Origin of the sequence: Robiginitalea aurantiaca, from assembly GCF_030380815.1 — a bacterium.
Classification (GTDB): Bacteria; Bacteroidota; Bacteroidia; order Flavobacteriales; family Flavobacteriaceae; genus Robiginitalea; species Robiginitalea aurantiaca.
Map to the genome: position 1 here is coordinate 169,347 of NZ_JAUDUY010000002.1, position 18,565 is coordinate 187,911.

The 18,565-nt window shown below is 49.2% G+C and carries 17 protein-coding genes; 12 read left to right on the plus strand and 5 right to left on the minus strand.

All coding sequences use genetic code 11. From position 1 onward, the window contains the following. Positions 1-234 precede the first annotated feature (234 nt). The 7 genes from QU605_RS04290 (at position 235) to QU605_RS04320 (ending at position 5,740) form a co-directional block, all read left to right on the plus strand. Complete coding sequence (locus QU605_RS04290; RefSeq protein ID WP_289724042.1) at positions 235-1,317, plus strand: 3-oxoacyl-ACP synthase III family protein; 1,083 nt, start codon at positions 235-237, stop codon at positions 1,315-1,317. Between the two features lie 45 nt (positions 1,318-1,362). Next, positions 1,363-1,608: a putative signal transducing protein gene (locus QU605_RS04295; RefSeq protein ID WP_289724043.1), complete on the plus strand. Its 246-nt coding sequence runs from the start codon at positions 1,363-1,365 to the stop codon at positions 1,606-1,608. A gap of 15 nt (positions 1,609-1,623) precedes the next feature. Continuing rightward, complete coding sequence (locus tag QU605_RS04300) at positions 1,624-2,028, plus strand: hypothetical protein (RefSeq protein WP_289724044.1); 405 nt, start codon at positions 1,624-1,626, stop codon at positions 2,026-2,028. A 59-nt stretch (positions 2,029-2,087) separates the two neighbouring features. Continuing rightward, a complete protein-coding gene (locus QU605_RS04305; protein ID WP_289724045.1) occupies positions 2,088-3,146 on the plus strand; it encodes an alpha/beta fold hydrolase in 1,059 nt (352 codons plus the stop codon). 4 nt (positions 3,147-3,150) lie between these two features. Continuing rightward, positions 3,151-3,438 carry a carboxypeptidase-like regulatory domain-containing protein gene (locus QU605_RS04310; RefSeq protein WP_289724046.1) on the plus strand — a complete coding sequence of 96 codons (288 nt, stop codon included), beginning with the start codon at positions 3,151-3,153 and terminating at the stop codon, positions 3,436-3,438. 50 nt (positions 3,439-3,488) lie between these two features. Next, complete coding sequence (locus QU605_RS04315; protein ID WP_289724047.1) at positions 3,489-4,715, plus strand: VOC family protein; 1,227 nt, start codon at positions 3,489-3,491, stop codon at positions 4,713-4,715. Positions 4,716-4,837: 122 nt separating this feature from the next. After that, the gene (locus QU605_RS04320; RefSeq protein WP_289724048.1) at positions 4,838-5,740 is read left to right on the plus strand and encodes a haloalkane dehalogenase; all 903 of its coding nucleotides are present in this window, start codon (positions 4,838-4,840) and stop codon (positions 5,738-5,740) included. 41 nt (positions 5,741-5,781) lie between these two features. Here QU605_RS04320 and QU605_RS04325 read toward each other — a convergent pair whose 3' ends face one another. Both QU605_RS04325 and QU605_RS04330 read right to left on the minus strand, forming a co-directional pair. Beyond that, positions 5,782-6,315, minus strand: a complete 534-nt coding sequence (locus tag QU605_RS04325) for a lipid-binding SYLF domain-containing protein (protein WP_289724049.1) — start codon at positions 6,313-6,315, stop codon at positions 5,782-5,784. 165 nt (positions 6,316-6,480) lie between these two features. Beyond that, positions 6,481-7,014 carry a DinB family protein gene (locus tag QU605_RS04330; protein ID WP_289724050.1) on the minus strand — a complete coding sequence of 178 codons (534 nt, stop codon included), beginning with the start codon at positions 7,012-7,014 and terminating at the stop codon, positions 6,481-6,483. A 199-nt stretch (positions 7,015-7,213) separates the two neighbouring features. Here QU605_RS04330 and QU605_RS04335 point away from each other — a divergent pair, with 199 nt between their 5' ends. Both QU605_RS04335 and QU605_RS04340 read left to right on the plus strand, forming a co-directional pair. Then, complete coding sequence (locus QU605_RS04335) at positions 7,214-8,158, plus strand: carbon-nitrogen hydrolase family protein (RefSeq protein ID WP_289724051.1); 945 nt, start codon at positions 7,214-7,216, stop codon at positions 8,156-8,158. 197 nt (positions 8,159-8,355) lie between these two features. Next, a complete protein-coding gene (locus tag QU605_RS04340) occupies positions 8,356-11,475 on the plus strand; it encodes a VPS10 domain-containing protein (RefSeq protein ID WP_289724052.1) in 3,120 nt (1,039 codons plus the stop codon). 119 nt (positions 11,476-11,594) lie between these two features. On the opposite strand, the gene QU605_RS04345 is transcribed toward QU605_RS04340, so the two are convergent. Beyond that, complete coding sequence (locus QU605_RS04345) at positions 11,595-14,873, minus strand: WD40/YVTN/BNR-like repeat-containing protein (protein ID WP_289724053.1); 3,279 nt, start codon at positions 14,871-14,873, stop codon at positions 11,595-11,597. A gap of 633 nt (positions 14,874-15,506) precedes the next feature. On the opposite strand from QU605_RS04345, the gene QU605_RS04350 reads away from it, so the two are divergent. From QU605_RS04350 to QU605_RS04360, 3 genes are all read left to right on the plus strand, one after another. After that, positions 15,507-15,791 (plus strand): hypothetical protein, encoded by a 285-nt coding sequence (locus tag QU605_RS04350; RefSeq protein ID WP_289724054.1) that lies wholly within the window; start codon positions 15,507-15,509, stop codon positions 15,789-15,791. Positions 15,792-15,901: 110 nt separating this feature from the next. After that, positions 15,902-17,299: an alpha/beta hydrolase family protein gene (locus tag QU605_RS04355; protein ID WP_289724055.1), complete on the plus strand. Its 1,398-nt coding sequence runs from the start codon at positions 15,902-15,904 to the stop codon at positions 17,297-17,299. Positions 17,300-17,342: 43 nt separating this feature from the next. Further along, on the plus strand, positions 17,343-17,501 hold the full coding sequence (locus QU605_RS04360; protein ID WP_289724056.1) for a hypothetical protein: 159 nt from the start codon (positions 17,343-17,345) through the stop codon (positions 17,499-17,501). 20 nt (positions 17,502-17,521) lie between these two features. On the opposite strand, the gene QU605_RS04365 is transcribed toward QU605_RS04360, so the two are convergent. Then, on the minus strand, positions 17,522-17,683 hold the full coding sequence (locus tag QU605_RS04365) for a type II toxin-antitoxin system antitoxin (protein ID WP_289724057.1): 162 nt from the start codon (positions 17,681-17,683) through the stop codon (positions 17,522-17,524). Positions 17,684-17,686: 3 nt separating this feature from the next. Further along, positions 17,687-18,541, minus strand: a complete 855-nt coding sequence (locus QU605_RS04370) for an SPFH domain-containing protein (protein ID WP_289724058.1) — start codon at positions 18,539-18,541, stop codon at positions 17,687-17,689. Positions 18,542-18,565 lie beyond the last annotated feature (24 nt).

An 18,565-nucleotide genomic window follows, 5' to 3' on the forward strand; every position in this document is an offset into this window, starting at 1 on the left:
ATCGCTTTTTCACTTTTGAAAGGGCCCTGAGTGAATTTGGACATTCCAAAATAAGCGAACACTTAGAATGCCCGAAGATAAAAATCCACTACTTTTGTCGGGATTTTAAGAACTCCTGAGAAATTCCTCCTTTTATTGCGTTTTCCTTCGGCATTTTATCCAAGTCCATTCCGTTTGAGAACCCATTTATTTCTACAGGCCACAGACATTAAGTACAAATCTGATCGCTCCTGAATGAATACCATCATAAATAGTGTAATTACAGGTACCGGGAGCTACATTCCCAAACTTCGCGTTAAAAACGAAGATTTCCTATCCAAAGAGTTTTTTGATTCTTCCGGCCAAAGGCTTGAAAAAACCAATCAGGAAGTTATCGAAAAATTCCTCGAAATTACGACCATAGCCGAGAGGCGCTTCGCCCGGGAGGATATGCTTAATTCTCAAATGGCTTTCCTGGCCGCTGAAGAGGCTATTTCCGCTTCGGGAATCGATAAAGAAACCCTTGATTACATTATCGTTGCGCATAATTTTGGCGATCTCCACCATGGGGATACCCGTTCAGACATGGTTCCGAGTCTGGCCGCGCGGGTGAAGCATAAATTAAAGATTAAGAATCCGGAAACCGTAGCCTACGACATGATCTTCGGATGTCCGGGATGGTTGGAATCCATAATACAGGCGAACTACTTTATTCGTTCCGGAGATGCCCAAAAAGTATTGGTCATCGGGGCAGAAACCCTCTCCCGAATTTTTGATCCCCACGACAGGGATGGAATGATTTATGCCGATGGAGCCGGAGCTGTGGTACTGGAAGCCAAAAAGGGTTCCGAAAAAATGGGAATACTTGCCCATAAAACCCGTTCCGATACACTGGTCTATTCCCAGATGTTATTTATGGGGGATTCCTATAAAAAATCTCCTGAGGGGGATTCGGATCGCTATTTGAAAATGCACGGGCGAAAGCTCTACCAGTACGCCCTCGAACACGTTCCACAGGCCATTAAATCCTGCCTGGAGAAGAGTAACATTTCCATCGGGGAGGTAAAAAAACTCTTGATCCATCAGGCGAACGGTAAAATGGATGATGCCATTTTAAAAAGGCTGTATGCCCTTTACGGCATAGATTCAGCCCCGGATGACGTAATGCCCATGACCATCGGATGGCTTGGAAACTCTTCAGTAGCTACCATCCCAACATTGCTCGACCTGATCGTAAAAGGCAAAATGCCCGGCCATGAAATAAACCCTGGGGATATTGTTGTTTTTGCCTCGGTAGGTGCGGGAATGAATATCAATGCCATGGTCTACAGAGCCTGATCAAAGAGGGTGGATAAGTCAGATTGATTTCCTATCTTTAGGTCTATGGAATCAGACGAAAACAAGGATGGTTTTGTCCACGTTTATTCAGGGTCGGAAGTACGGGTAATCCTGCTCAAAGGCTTGCTGAAGGATAACGGGATTGAGGCAATTGTTCAAAATGATTATCAATCGGGAATTTCTGCGGGTTTTGCCGGAGGTACGGTAAACACCATACGCCTCAAAGTTCATTCTTCAGACCTGGAGAAAGCCCAGCCTGTGGTTGATGACTTCGTTGAAAATCAGCTCTAATTACAGGACCTTATCATGGGTTTGCGCCTTCAGATGTTTTCGCTTTTGGGTATTGCGGTATTCCTGGCCGCGTTGCCGCTTTCGGGCTGTAAAACAGAAGCGGACGGGAATAAAGAAGTATCCACTACATCGTCAGATTTTCAGGCTCCTTTTGACTCCGGGAAATGGGGTATTAAAGTTGGTGCGGATTATCCCCATAGGGAACTCATGCTTTCAACCCTGGTCTACACCGATACATTGCGAAAACTGAACAGGGAGGAGATTCTTTCCCTGCTGGGGAGACCCGACCGTTCTTCTGAGGCCCATCTGTATTACCTGATCAATCAAACCAGGCTTGGCCCCTGGCCCCTGAAATCCCGGTTTATGGTGATAAAATTAACTCCTTCTGATACGGTGGAATGGATTAAGATTCACGAGTAATAGCCATAGAGGATTCGGAAGATTGACAAGGCCGTAAGAGAAAAACACCAGAGCCCAGGATGGCAAAAGAAATTCCTTCCCATTTGTGTAAGCAACAAATAGAACGCATCCAAATTCCCGATCTGAAAAAAACCGGACAGATATTTGAAATGAAATACCCCCTATTCCTTTTACTTTTTCTGCTGATCCTGCCCTTTGGGTATGGTAATACTCTGGATCGAACGAGAACTGCGGATACCCTTAAGCTGGATACACATGAGATTGTTCCCATTTCGGATTCCAGACAATACATACGTATTAAAGGATCCGTGGAAAATCCGGTACTCTTATTTCTAAGCGGTGGCCCGGGGGATACGGTCACAGGCAGCATGAAGCAAATGTTCTCTAAACTTTCAGAGGAATTTTTGGTTGTGCTCTGGGACATTCGAAGTACGGGTGAAACAGCGAAACTTGGTAATTCCAAGCCAGAATTTACCCAGGAATTGTTTGAGCGGGATACCCGGGAACTCACAGGCTATCTGTTGAACAGATTCGGCAAAGAAAAGCTCTATCTTGCCGGCTTGTCCTGGGGCACCGTACTCGGTTTTTACATGGTTGAACACCATCCGGAACTCCTGCATGCGTTTATTGCAGTTAGCCCGATTATCGACCAGGTACGAAGTGAGAAAATGTCCATCGAACTCCTTATGAAGGAGGCAGGGGCCGAAAATAATGAGACGGCTGTATCCGAGCTTTCTTTGGTGGAAGTACCCTTTAAAAATGCCGATCAACTATACTATTCCCGTAAATGGATCTTTATAAAAGAAGGGAATTCTTTAGGCAAGAAAAAATCCTTTAAAAAATACGTTTACAATTGGTCGGCCACCTGGCTGGAACTCTTTAACGAAGGGATACAGACCAATCTGTTTGAGTCCCTGCCCGCTGTCGAATGCCCGGTCTATTTTATCGTGGGTAAGAACGATTATCGTACGCTTTATACTTTGGCAGAAGCGTATTACAAAGACCTAAAGGCACCCGTCAAAGGCTTTTTTCTGTTCGAAAATTCGGGGCACCTGATTCCCTATCAGGACCGGGCGCGCTTTCAGAAAACCATTATCGATTCAATCCTTAAGAAATAAGATCTTGACAAAAGACCCAAACCATAAGCCTTTCAGGGTAAAGGCTCCATTTAGTTATGTGATCCTGACGCTGCTCGTTTCCATCATCGGAACAAATTTAACCGCGCAGGTAAATATTTCCGGAAGGCTCCTGGAACGCGGGACGGGCACGCCAATTCCCTTTGCCAATATCGGGATAGAAAAAACCGCAATAGGAAGTCTTTCAAATGCAGACGGCTCCTTCAGTATTGATATCCCTGAAGCCTACACAAACCGCAACCTGCTTTTCGCATCCCGCGAAAAGATGAAATAATGGAATCGCATCCCTGCCTGAATATTCCTATATTTAAAAAACTGTCATTTGTGAAAAATAGCTCCCGCATTGTGCCCCTTATCCTGATCTGCCTCCTCTCCTGTTCCGAGCCGGATAAAAATGAGCTTTCGACTTTTAAGGTGTTCTGTGAAATGGTTTCCAGTGGCGCCAAACCCATAGCCCTGAGCCATCCCATGGAAGCGGCAGTGGCTGATGCCCATTGGAATGATTTCGAAGCGATCGCCCGACAGTACGATGTAAAACTCTACCGGGAGGACGATTTTCCGGTATCCCGGCTGTTCCCTCCTGCCCTGACCCGGGAAAAGTCCGTGATACTGATTTTTTCCGGAAACCGATTAAAGCAATATGAACAGTTAAAAACAGACCTGAAACAGGCCGATACAACGGACCCCAAACACCCAGAAGCCCTGGCAAGGCGTTTTGGACGATTATTGGGGTACGATACACATGGGATAAACAACTTACTGTCAAAAACTACCGGACACCGAACCCTTAACTCCTTTGGCGTGGGAAGTCAGACCACGCATCTCTACTATGAAAATCTGGAAGGGGCACAGGCATTCTACCTCAATACCCTGGGTCTGCAAACTGCAGATTCCCTCCGTTATCAGATCAGCCAGGATGCCTTTATTGAGTTACATCCGCTGGACGAGGCGCATCCGAAAGGCCAGCCTAAATCCACGGCTATCGCCTTGCTTACGGATCAGCTACCCCAATGGTATGCACTTATGAAGGAGCGTTCCGTTCCCATTAAATATACCTACAAGCCGAAAGAGGGTGGAGCGCACGATGGTTTTGTCGCCGTAGATCCGGGGGGGTACCTCCTTGAATTCGAAACCTTTAAGCAGCACCCTGAGAATGAACGCCTGATGAGTATCCTTGCAGATGCGTCCAGAATTCCTACGGGGGCGAAGGATCTGAATTTTTTCGGCTCCATTACCTGGACCTATCACAAGGACCTGTTAGGGATGCAGCAATTTTACGAGGAAGTACTCGGGTTCGATCTTGTTGCCGATCAGGGTTGGACCAAAATTTACCAGACCGCACCCAACAGCTTTATAGGGCTTGTAGATGAATGCAGGGGTATGGAAGACTACGCGGATACAAAGGCTGTTGAACTTGAATGGGGTATCGAAGAATCCGAAATGTTCAATAAATATGCTGCAGTACATTGGGTACCCTACCAATTTAAAGATTTCACCTTCTCGGGGCCTGAAAAGTACCGGTACAGCTTAAATCCAAATTATAAACCCTGATAGAGCACCCTGTTTTAAGCCTCAAAATCGTTGTTTATACGCTCCGAAGCCATCCCCGGGAAAAGAGGTGTTGCAGGGGTTCAGATTGACTATCTTTAAACACACCCTTATCTGAAGTCACAATGGAGAATATTCTGAGAACCCCGGAGGAACGATTTGAAAACTTGCCGGGATACAATTTTAAACCCAACTATCAGGAGGTAGCACCCGCGCTTCGGATGCATTACCTCGACGAGGGTAAAAAGGAAAATCCTACCGTGCTATTGCTTCACGGAGAGCCCACCTGGTCCTATCTGTATCGAAAAATGATTCCGGGTCTTTCAGACCATTTTCGTGTAGTGGCACCCGATCTGATCGGGTTCGGAAAGTCTGACAAACCCGCGGATCGGGCCACCTATTCCTATCAGAAGCACCTGGATTGGCTAACCGCGTTAATTCTGAATTTAGGATTAACCGAAATCCTGCTCTTTGGACAGGACTGGGGTGGATTGACAGGGCTTCGACTGGTCGCACAAATGCCGGATCGGTTTTCCATGATCATAGCTTCGAATACCACCCTGCCTACGGGTTCGGTTCCCATGCCCGAAAGTTTTATGAACTGGAGGGCGTACTCCCAGCACTCGGAGACTTTCGAAATTGGTAAAATTATCGACACCGGTACCTCAACAGACCTCAGTGATGATGTGCGTGCAGGCTATAATGCCCCTTTTCCAACAGAGGCCCATAAAGCCGGGGCACGGGTATTCCCGGTATTAGTCCCTATAGATCCGGAAGATCCGGAAGCTGCAAACAACAGGAAGGCCTGGAACGTTTTACAGCAATGGGAGAAACCCTTTCTAACGGTATTTGGCAGTGAAGACACGATCATGAAGGGGGCTGAAAAGGCATTTCAAAATAGTGTTCCCGGGGCCCAGGGACAGGCCCACAAAATCCTGAAGGCAGGCCATTTTATACAAGAAGACCAGGGCGAAGCCCTGGCCGAGATCATTCTTGAATTCTATCAGTCGAATACTCCTGTTCGGTAGTCCACTTCTTTAAAGGACTCCGAACAGGATTAAATAGCTGTTTAAAACGGATCGTATTTAAATTTCTGTCCTCCTACAGAAACATCCCCCATCAGACCACCTTTGGTATAGGTGAAAACAGCAACCCCATCGCTGAATTCTTTATTTAAACTCGCACCGGATTTAAGGGCAGTGGCAGAAACCCCCGCTCCGAACTCAAAGTTTTCTTCTTTGAATTTGTCGACATCAGCTTGCGTTTCAAAGAAGACCACCTCAGTAATTGCCTCTCCACCTGCCTGAAAACCAACCGTCAATTCCTTTAAACTGGTCATCCCAACTATTTTTCCATTTTCGTATAGGACACCATTCCCGGATGCGCCGCCAACGATGAAGCCACCTTTACCGACGTTGGGAAATACAGCCGCCCCGGCCGACTTGTTAAAAAAGTTCTTTAAATCCGGATTCTCTTTAGTCAGGGTTGCAACAGCCGCTTTGGCGTCCTCAATAATTTTTTGGTCTTTTTTGCTCTGTGCTGACGCTGTCAGCCCGATACTTCCCACTAAAAGGAGTGTAATAACAAACTTAATTTTTTTCATTTTCTCAAATATTAATTAGCCATAGAAGGTACGAAAAATTCGACTTCTGAAAGCGCTTATACCTCAAAATATTCGCAGATAGTCACCCCCAGGGAAAACTTCACAAAGCCTTCAGGAGTGTGTCCTTCATTAAGGTGGCATACAGGGACAAAAAGGCGATTCCATTTACCAGGTGTACTCAGGAGGTTCAATCCCACAAAGACGCAGATACAGGTTGGATTTAGCCCTGTGATTCGCCATGTGGTCCTGAACGTAAAAAAGGGCGAAAGCACGGCTCACGGTATTCCCACTGTGATACATCACACAGGTTTCGTCCAATTGTTCCTGCTCTATGGAATTGATCACTCCTGTGGTATACTCAAAACCGCTTTCAAGCATAGCGAGAATCTCTGATTTGGTCAGGGAAGCGGCATCCGGAACCACGGGTTTCACCTCCATGCCCTCAACGTAACGCTGTGTCAGAAGTTCGATAGTATAAGCGATGTGGACCATTTGTTCCGCGAAGGTTTTGCTCACCGGTGTGGGTTGATACGCGTAAAGGCTGTCCGGCATGGCGCGAGCCACTTCCAGGCAATGATCCCGGGCTTCCTCCCAAACGGGGAGGTACATCTTTGTAAAGGGGGTTTTTGGGGTTGTTTGTTGGGCGGACAAAGTCGTTGCGATCCCCAAAAAGACGATAAGGAAGAACGTTTTTTTCATTTCTGACAACATAAAGGTCTGAAGGAATTCGGCGTTCGAATGCCAATGATGGAAGTAAAGTAGATAAATATTTTTATTTCACGGGCTTGGAGATTTCAGCTTTCCTCAAATTTCCTACTTTTAAGGAGAACCTCCCTGAGGTCTGTGTTACGCACCGACGAGGGTTATACACCCAGGGGTTCCTCAAAATGTTTTTAAAATGAAAGTCACCGTTTGCCTGATTCAGGACGCCCCTGTTTTCTTTGACAAAACCAAAACCCTGGAAAAGGTGGAGGAACTTACGAGAAAACACGCAAGCGAAGGTTGTGAGCTCATTGTCTTTCCCGAATCGTTTATCCCCGGATACCCCAGAGGATTTACCTTTGGGGCCAAAGTTGGGAGCAGAAGTAAACCCGGCCGGGAGCTTTACAGCAAATATCACGAGAACAGCATCGATCTGGAGGGTGCGGATTTAAAATGGCTTGAAAATCTGGCCCGTGATGTAAACGCCTACCTGGTCCTCGGTGTTACCGAAAAGCGGAAGGAAAACGGAAGCCTCTATTGCTCCATGCTGTACCTGTCCCCTACCGACGGGCTTTTAGGGGTGCACCGAAAAATCAAACCAACGGGCACAGAACGCCTGATATGGGCTGAAGCGAATGCATCCTCCCTGGTAAGTTTCCAGACCCGGGTAGGCAGATTAGGCGGCCTGATCTGCTGGGAAAATTACATGCCACTCGCCCGTATGTCCATGTATCGGAAAGGCGTGGAAATCTATATAGCGCCAACGGCAGATTCCCGGGAAGGGTGGACCGCGACCCTCAGGCACATTGCGCTTGAAGGACGCTGCTTTGTACTGGGATGCAACCAGTTCTTTACCAAATCCATGTATCCTGAGGAATACCAAACGCTTCTCGAAGGGGAACCCGAAGACCTTTGCAGGGGAGGTAGTGCGATAATCTCTCCTATGGGGGAGGTCCTCGCCGGACCGTTGTTCGATACCGCAGGGGCTTTAATTGCAGACCTGGATTTAGAAGATATCATCCCTTCCAAAATGGATTTCGACGTTATCGGCCACTACGCAAGGGACGACATTTTCAGGTTTGATATTCCAAACCAGCCGGAGACACTACAGGAACAGGGGCCACTCAATCCAAAGGCATAGGTTGCAACCGCATTCCCAAACGGAATCCCGTGTATGCCGATTGCCGTCTTTCCTACGTCCTGCTGTCGGGGGGAACTAATCGGTGGACTGCACCCCCCAACCTCGAAAATTTTCCTATTTTTAAAGGTGACCCGAAAAACGCTAATCAACCCCCGGTCCTGCCTTTTGGGTTTGGACCGAACTAAACCCTTTTCCCGATGAAGTTTCCTTTCAGATACCTGTTTTTTTTTAGTGTACTGCTTACCGGATTTACGCTTGGCGCGCAACAGGCAGATGCCGACTCAAACCGATCCGTTGCCATTGACACATCCTTCTATAATGGTCTGGAATGGCGCAATATCGGCCCAAATCGCGGAGGTCGATCCCTGGGTTGCGCCGGTAGTCCTTCTAGGCCCTATGAGTACTATTTTGGGGCTACGGGCGGGGGATTATGGAAAACTACGGATGGTGGAAATGAATGGAAAGCGGTCACGGACGGCCAGGTTACCAGCTCTTCCGTAGGAGCCGTTGCTGTAGCCGAAACCAATCCGGATATTGTGTATATCGGGATGGGCGAAGTACAGCTCAGGGGAAGCATCACCCAGGGAGACGGGGTATATAAAAGCAGTGATGCCGGAAAAACCTGGAAGCATCTCGGCCTTGAAGAAACCCAGGCAATTGCCAGGATCCGCATACATCCTGCGAATCCCGATATCGTATACGTGGCTGCCCTGGGGCATCCCTATGGAGCGAATGAAGAACGGGGTGTTTTCCGATCTACCAATGGGGGCACAACCTGGGAAAAAGTATTGTACGTGGGTCCAAAAGCTGGTGCAGTAGACCTGATTATAGACCGGAATAATCCACAAGTCCTCTACGCCACCACCTGGGAAGTTTACCGGAAAGCCTGGAAGATGTGGGGAGGCGGAGGCGACAGCAAGTTATGGAAGTCTGTGGACGGCGGGACTACCTGGTCCGACCTAACGGCCAATGCGGGCATGCCGGAAGGACCGATCGGAAAAATTGGGGTGACCGTTTCTCCTGTAGATTCCAACAGGGTCTGGGCCATCGTTGAGGCCAACGAAGGGGGCGTATTTCGTTCCGACGATGCCGGTAAGACATGGGAGCGGACCAATGATGAGCGCAAGCTCAGGCAGAGGGCTTTCTATTATTCCAGGATTTATGCGGACCCCGTTGATAAGGAAACCGTCTATTGCCTGAATACAGGGTTTTACAAATCGACAGACGGAGGTAAAACTTTTGACACTACCCTGAAAGTACCCCACGGGGATAATCACGACCTCTGGATAGACCCTACAAACCCGGATCGGATGATCAATTCCAACGACGGAGGAGGTAATGTGAGTATTAATGGGGGGAAAACGTGGACGGAACAGGATTACGTAACCACCCAGTTCTACCATGTGATGACCACAAGTGATGTCCCCTACCATGTCGCAGGGGCACAACAGGATAACAGTACCCTTGCCATGCCAAGCGACGGCTGGGACCATATGCAGGCCCGGGGACCGAATCACGGTTGGTATTACGCTGTCGGTGGAGGAGAAAGTGGATGGATTACGCAGCACCCGGATAATCCCGATATTTTTTACGCCGGCAGTCAGGGTGCCCTGCTCACCCGTTACGATCGGAGTACCGGCCAGCGCCGGGATATTCAGGTGTACCCCCGTTTCTTTTCCGGGGAACCCGCAGAAGCGCTTCCGGAGCGCTGGCAATGGACATTCCCCATTATGTTCGCCCCTCAGGATTCCCGGATAATGTATACCTGTTCCCAGCACGTCTGGAAAACAATGGATGACGGGCAGTCCTGGGAAAAAATAAGTCCGGACCTGACCTATGCCGATCCTGAAACCCTGGGCAAAACCGGGGGAGTCATCACCATGGACATGAACGGCCCGGAGATCTACGCCACGGTTTTCGCCCTGGCTCCATCATGGCATGACGTCAAAACGATTTGGGCAGGATCAGATGATGGCAAGGTCCATATTACAAGAGATGGCGGCGGGAACTGGGAGGATATCACCCCGGAAGAACTGCCCAAATTCTCACGGATCAGTATTATCGATGAATCCAAACACCGACCCGGAACCCTTTACCTGGCGGCAAACCGCTATCAGGTGGATGACCGGCAACCCTACGTTTTTAAAACCCACGATTACGGGAAGACCTGGACGAAAATAATCAATGGGATTTCCGAGGGTCATTTTGCCCGGGCAGTCCGGGAAGATCCTATCCGGGAGGGGCTTCTATTTCTCGCGACAGAGCACGGGGTATATTTCTCTATCGACGATGGGGCCCAGTGGCAGTCACTCCAATTAAACCTACCGGATACACCCATACGCGATTTAGTGATCAAAGATGACGACGTGGTCCTGGGATCCCATGGGAGGGGGTTCTGGATTCTGGATGACATACGCCCTTTAAGACAGTATTCTGAAGAGATGAAAGACAAGGCCGCCGTCCTGTTTACCCCTGCAAACGCCATCAGGGGGATATCAGATGCGACGGTTCAGTACTACCTCAAAGAAGCCCTGGATACGATAACCGTTGAGATCCTCGATGCTCAGGACCGGGTGGTAAATACATACACCGGGAGTCAGCCGGCCTATGAAGAAGATCCGGACCTCCCCTGGTGGCAACGAGGAGGCTCCTCTAAGCCCACCACGGCACAGGGACTCAATGCATTCACCTGGGATTTAAGGTATCCGGGGGCTACAACCTTTGAAGGGATGATCATCTGGAGTGCCAGACCCCAACGGGGGCCAAAAGCACCACCAGGAGCCTACAAAGTCCGCATAAAGACCGCGTATGGAACAGAAACCAGGCCCTTCAGTATTGTGATGGACCCTAACCTGAAGGGCATTTCTCAGGCCGACCTGGAGGCCCAGTTCGAACTCTCCAACCAGATCATGGGTAAAACCAGCACAGCCAATCAAACCGTTATCGATATTCGGAAAATGAAGTCCCACCTCGAAGAAAACCGGGATCAGATTCCCGCGGGTGCTTTCCAAAAAACCGTACAACCCTTTATGGATCAGCTAAGTGCGGTAGAGGAGGAACTCTATCAGGTGAAGAACCAGTCCAATCAGGATCCGCTGAATTTCCCGATCAAACTGAACAACCGCCTGGCCTCCCTGAGACGCAGTGTGGAAACGGGGGATGCCCGACCTACGGATGGAGCTTACAAGGTCTATAATGAGCTCTCGGCTGAACTCGACGCCCATTTGAACACCTTGAATACGGTCCTGAAAAAAGAGCTGCCCAAGGTCAATAAAGTCCTTGGAAATAACGGTATTGACCCTATTGAAAGCCAATAGCTATACCAACAGCTGTAGATACTTCAGAATTAAGAGGTTATGGGATGTCTCACCCACCAGATTCCCACGGGACTTAAAATCTCGTTGTGCAGCCTGATGGAAGCATGCACCCTCAATACCTATTCGAGTTTCTGACCCGGTGTCCAGGGCGCCCCGGCCGCCTCGAGATCGGCCTGAAATTTGTCGAGGTCGTCCATAAATGTGCGTAAATCCCCTTTAAAGCCCTGGTACTCCCGCCTGGCAATTTCGACCTGTTCCTTTTGGGTAGCCGTAGGGGGCTGTCGCGTTTCCCAATGCCCGTAAACCACTCCTCCAACCCGGGAAGCAATGGATGGTACCGTCGATTCATTCATCCGCTGCATCACCTGATCTCCGGTAAGGCGTTCCTGCAAGCCCGCCATGCGGTCCTCAAGTGCGTTTAATTGTTCAAAATGGGCTGAGGTAGCCCGAGTAGTCCGGGGAAGCGCGGCTTCCATGTAATTAAGCCTTCTGCCTGCTTCGCTCAGGCTTCTCCGGGACGCCGAAATTTCCCTGGAAAGTACCCCGGTGCTTTGCTGAAATGCTGAAATAGCCTCAAAATCAGTATTGGAGTCGTCCCCGGGCAAGGGACGAACCCTAAATTCTTTCGGGCTTCCCTGAGCTGTTAATTTCCCGTCGTGCAGGATGTAAAGGGTGGCAGAATAGGTTCCGGGGGCAGCGAGGGGCCCCTGAGGATCCCCTGCCCAGGGAGGCTGAAAATCGGGGACTTCAAGGGAAACCGGGTTTGGAGCGGCAAATCTCAGGTCCCAGGAGGTTCGGTGCAGTCCTTCAGAAGCCTCGGCTTTCAGCCACCGAACGGGATTATCTCCGGAATCTTTTATCAACAGAAGGACTTCAGGTTCTCCTTCCAGGCGTTCTGCCCTGAGCTGGTCCCATCCCGGAAAGGGGATACTCGCATTCTGAGCACGCAGCTTTTTCTCGCGATCCTCTCGCCCCGACTTACCTGTCTTGGGGACTTCACTGAGGTAATACGTCAACACCGCGCCAAAAGGCGGGTTGTCCCCCACATAAAGTGTACTTCCAAGTGTGGGCATCGCCTTAGCCTGCATAGGCGTATTGGGGATATACCACCAGGCATCGCGGACATCAAAGAGCGTGTTGGCCTTACGGTTAAAAACCGCCGATATCTCACGGAGGGCTGAATAGTCATCCAGCACATAAAAACCCCTCCCAAATGAAGCTCCAACCAGGTCGTTATCCCTTTTATGCAATTCGATATCCCGAAAGGGAATCGTCGGGAGTCCCCCTTTGAGTTGGATCCAATTGCCACCGCGGTTGTGGGAAAAATAAATTCCGTATTCCGTACCGATAAAAAGTAAATTCGGGTCGAGGTGATCCTGTTTTACAACCCAGACAATGGTTTTAGCAGGCAAATCAGATGTGATGGATTTCCAGGATCTGCCCCGGTCCGAACTCATGAACAGATACGGCTTAAAATCTCCTTTTTTATGGACATCCACCGAAACAAATACGGTGTTATCATCGTGGGAAGAGGCCTCAATATCCGTTATAAAAGCACGTGTGGGAACCTTGGGAAGCGATGCCATTTTACGCCAGTTTTGCCCCCCGTCTTCACTGACCTGAAGCATACCATCATCCGAACCTGTATAGAGTAATCCTTCAACTCCCGGGGATTCGGAAATTGCAGTAAGGGTAGCGTATTTGGACATCGCCCCGGTGTCGTAAAGTGCATCTACGCTCCATACCCTGTCCCCCATTTCAAGCTCGTACCGGTTTGTATTTGTCGTCAGGTCACCACTGATCGCGCTCCAGGAATCTCCCCTGTCCTCACTTCTCCAGACCCTTTGGGAGCCAAAGTACAGGCGCCTGGAATTATGCGGACTAACAATCACCGGACTATCCCAGTTCCAGCGCTCCGGAGGGTCCGAAGGGCCTGGTTGGGGCTGTATGTTCAAAACCTCTTCAGTCCTGCGGTCCAGGCGATGCAGCAACCCTTGTTGTATTTCCATGTAAACTGTATTGGGGTCCTCCGGGTCAAAAACGGATTCATAGCCATCTGCCCCCAGTGGCACATACCAGTCCTGATTGCGTACCCCTTCAATATTCTGAGTTCTGGAAGGACCTATTAAGGTCCCTAAATCCTGAGCTCCACCTACGATGTTGTAAAAGGGTTCCGCGTTGTCCAGTCCGAGTTTATAAAACTGGGAAACCGGCAGGTTGGGAAAATGACGCCAGGTAGCTCCCTGATCATACGATTCGTACAGCCCGGCATCCGTACCCGCGATAAGGTGTTGCCCGTCATTCGGATCGATCCAGAGTGTATGGTTATCACTGTGCTTTTCACGTCCCGTGCCCAGATAGTCAAATGATGCACCCCCATCTCTGGTAACATGCAGAAACACATCCATCTGATATACGAGGTTCGGATCCGTTGGAGAAACTTCAATTTCCTGGTAATAGTGGGGTCCGGTACCCCCTGAAATATAGCTATTGCGTCGCTCCCAACTTTCCCCTTTATCGGTGGAACGGTAAAAGCCCTTATCCCCTTGCGCTGCTTCAATCGTAGCATACACTAAATTCGGGTTTGCCGGACTAACGCCAAGGCCGATTTTGCCCATATCCCCTTTGGGCAGGCCTGACTGTACCTGCTTCCAGGTAAGGCCGTTATCCGTAGACTTGTAAATACCAGAATTGGGGCCGCCGGCCATCAGGGACCAGACATGCCGGCGCCTCTGGTACGCCGCTGCATAGAGAACATCCGGGTTGGACGGGTCAAATTCAATGTCTGTTACCCCGGTATTTGCATCGATTTGCAGAACGAGATCCCAGGTGTTGCCTCCATCTGCTGACCTGAACAGACCCCGTTGGCCTCCAGAAGCCCAAAGCGGGCCTTCGGCTGCCACAAAAACGATATCACTATTCCTGGGATCTACCAGGATTTTACCAATATGCTCCGAATCCTTAAGGCCCTTGTTTTGCCATGTCCGGCCGCCATCCTTACTGAGGTAAACCCCATCACCCCAACCCACATGGCGCCCGCTGACATTCTCCCCTGAACCTACCCACACCGTCTCGGGATTCCCGGGATCCAGGGTAACACAACCTAAGGAATACGACGCCTGTTCGTCGAATACAGGTTTCCAGGTAGTCCCGCGATTCATCGTTTTCCAAAGTCCCCCTGAACCTACGGCTACGTACCAGGTATTTGGATTTTGGGGATTTACCGCAATGTCCGCGATACGTCCTCCCATGACGGCGGGTCCGATCTCCCGGAACTCCAGAGCAGCCGTTACCTGTTCAAGGGAAGGAAGGTCATTTTGTTGGCCGGATACACCTAGTACACTCAGAAAAGTGATTGCTATAGAAAAGAGCGCCGGATACCTGAAATTTCTAAACATGGTTTCTTCTTTGGTTGGGTTGGTCCTGTCCCGGGTTAGAGGTTAAAGATATGGAAAGCCGCAATATCTACGAACAGCCTGGATCTGATCTCCCCATTAAGAGGTGTCCTGAGAAACTCATCAGAAATTTGCTATCTTTAAGGAAACCCTGGATTCGGCCCCGGCATGAGAATCTCAAAAAAAATTCCAGATGAATACGTGTACATGTACCAATTGTGAATGTTCCAAATGCAATTGCGGAAACTGTAAGGAGGCCCAATGCCCTTGTAATTCCTGCGACTGCAGCCGTTGTGATTGTTGTAATTAATTCATGCGGGGTTGTACAGCGGAAATCCGCCTCACCCCCCCTTTCACATTGCCTCAGTATCTCCTGCAAAGGGCTGTACTGGTACGGGTTTCTTTTACACCCTTTTGGGATCGACTCCCCCCAGTCCTTATGCCATACTATTGCGTCAGACCTGGGTTTCTTAAAAAAATCAGCTACAGGGTGGTAAATTACCGGTCGCGGTCCAAAAAAGCCTGAATAAAGAAATGCTGAAAGGGTGCGAAATCGTACTCGGAAACCAGAAAACTTTTTAGTACTTTAACTTTCCTGATTTCAGTCCAAGTGAAATCATCAAATCACTTTGAGCAATGGCTAAGAAAAATTCATTTCTGGACTTTTTCAAAAAGAATAAGTCTTTATCCGGAGAAGCTTCTCCCGAGGGGTATTGCCCGAATTGTTGGGGCAGGCAGGAATACGGAGGGGAGTTCTACGAAGCTGTTCGAAATTACAGTCACGATGTCGATGCCCATGACCCGCATGACGGATGGGTTTTGGACTATGCAAAGAAGCACCTGGATGGCATTCAATTAGTCCGGGAGGACGACCATAAAGTATGCCAAAATTGCAAGGTCACCTACCGTCTGGAATCCTAACGTACCCTATTTTCAGGAAAGTTGGTTTTGGCATGCACATATGACCAGGTGCGCTGACTGGAAGCTGTACGAACCACCTTTCATTTATTACAGGCACTAATCACTACAAAATGAAGCGAAAAATACTGGTTTTCATTTCGCTATGGACCATAGGTATCCTGCAGTCTCAGGATATTCTGGGGACATGGAATGGAATGCTTGAGACGCAGGGAATCCAACTTCCACTTGTGATACACATACAGGAATCCGATACCGGTTTTACGGCGACCATGGACAGTCCGGATCAGGGCGCAACCGGTATCGAGATTACTGCAGTAACCTTTGAGAATCCCAATCTGAATTTCGAAGTAACCCCTATGGCGATTACCTACGCTGGTAAACTCAATGCGGCCGGGAATATTGAAGGCACTTTTACCCAGATGGGACAGTCGCTTCCCCTAAACTTTTCAAGGGATGCCGTTGTGAAAAATAAATTGCTACGACCTCAGGAACCTAAAGAACCCTACCCCTACTATTCCGAAGAAGTCTCCATTTCCAATTCAGCAGACGGGCTGACACTTTCCGGAACCCTTACGCTCCCCACCAAGGATGGAATCTATCCCACAGTGGTCCTGATAAGCGGCAGCGGGGCACAAAACAGGGACGAAGAGGTTTTCGGGCATAAACCCTTCCTGGTGCTCTCCGATCACCTGACCCGCAGCGGGATTGGCGTATTGAGGTATGATGACCGGGGTACGGGTAACTCTACCGGGGATTATCCCAGTGCCACCTCCGTGGATTTGGCCAGGGATGTCCAAAGTGCCGTGGATTTCCTCAAAGCGCGAAAAGATGTCGATAGTAAAAACATCGGGTTGGTCGGCCATAGCGAAGGTGGTTTGATCGCCCCTATCGTAGCGGATGGTTCTGATGACATCGCTTTTATTGTAATGCTCGCGGGACCCGGTATTTCGGGCTTTGATATTTTAATGCTCCAAAGCGAGCTGATCCGCAAGGCCAGCGGAGTAAGCGGTACGGAATTGCAAAAAGAACTGGACCTCACCCGGGGCGCCCTTGAACTCGTGCGCAATACGGAGGATCCGACAGAACTTAGGCGAGTTTTAGATGCCTATCTCCTTGAGGAACTCCGGAAAAATCCGGATCAGGTACCTCCGGGAGTGGCTCTGGAGGATGTGGTTCAGACCCAGGTTGATGCACTCTCCACGCCGTGGATGCAGTATTTCCTGAAATACGATCCGGCCCCGGCGCTTGAGCGCCTTAAATGCCCAGTTTTAGCCCTGAATGGCGAAAATGACCTTCAGGTCCCTTCCAAAGTGAATCTGGAGTCCATTGAAAAGCACTTGAAACTAGGGGGAAATCCGGACTTTACGGTAAAAGAACTGCCCGGGCTGAATCACCTGTTTCAAAATTCCGCTACAGGCTCCCCTGGTGAATACGCCGCCCTGGAGGAAACGTTTGCCGAAACGGCCCTGCAGGAAATTTCAAACTGGATTTTGGCAAGGGTCCGATAGGCGCCTGGCCTGAAGAACAGATTTCAGCAACGGTAACAGCAGAATGAACCTGATTACAAAAATCATCCTTGGCCTCATCGCCCTCCATCTCCTCCTTGGATTTGGGTGGTTGATCTACAAACTCATGCCGGGTACCCCTTCGAAGGACGACACTCCCGGAGGCGAAGGGTCTAAACTACCAGAGGAGGAGTCCAGTCCCTGAGTCGGATAGTGTCTCCTGAGCTATTTTCCCTTTTTCGGTAAGCGCTTGGCGTCTTTGAGGCTTTTATGGATCATCCACTCCAATTGACCATTGACACTCCTGAACTCATCGTCGGCCCATTTTTCGACCTCTTTGAAGAGTTCAGGATCAATTCTCAATACAAAGGATTTACGCTTGCTCACAAATCAACCGTTTAAGGTTCCGGCATTTACAATAGGTACGGCCTCCTTATCCCCGCAGAGGACGACCATCAGGTTACTGACCATGGATGCCCGTTTGTCGTCGTCAAAGTCGATAATATTATCCCGTGACAATTGTTCCAGGGCGTCCTCTACCATACCCACAGCGCCTTCCACAATTTTTTTCCGGGCCGCTACAATGGCTACTGCCTGTTGCCTTTTAAGCATGGAATTAGCGATTTCCGGCGCATAGGCCAAATATCCAATGCGCGCTTCAATCACCTTGATACCGGCGATCTGCAAACGTTCGGTTATTTCAACCTCAAGGGCTTCATTTACCTCGTCCATTCCAGACCTCAGGGTTAGTTCGGCCTGTTCATCGTCAAAATTATCATAGGGATACGACCCGGCCAGTTTGCGAACCGCCGCATCGGTCTGGACACGTACAAATTCTTCATAATTGTCGACATCAAAAGCAGATTTAAAGGTGTCCTCCACCTGCCACACCAGGATTACATTAATCAGGATTGGGTTTCCAATTTTGTCATTCACTTTAACGCGTTCACTGTCAAAATTCCGGGCCCTGAGCGATATCCTTTGTCGTGTATAAAACGGGTTGGCCCAGAAAAAGCCGTTTTCCCGAACGGTACCTTTATAAGCCCCGAAAAGCACCATGACCTTGGAGCTGTTCGGATTTACAGTAAAGAAACCCCGCATAAAAAGCAGTAGAAAAGGAGCCATCAGGAGAAATAACGGATTTCGAAAGAAAAGAAGCCCACCGATCATAAGGACCAGGAGGAGAAAAAGGACAAAAAGCATCGAATAGCCACTGGAGGGTGTTATGTGTTTTTCAGATTTCATAATAATATTATTTTGATATCACAA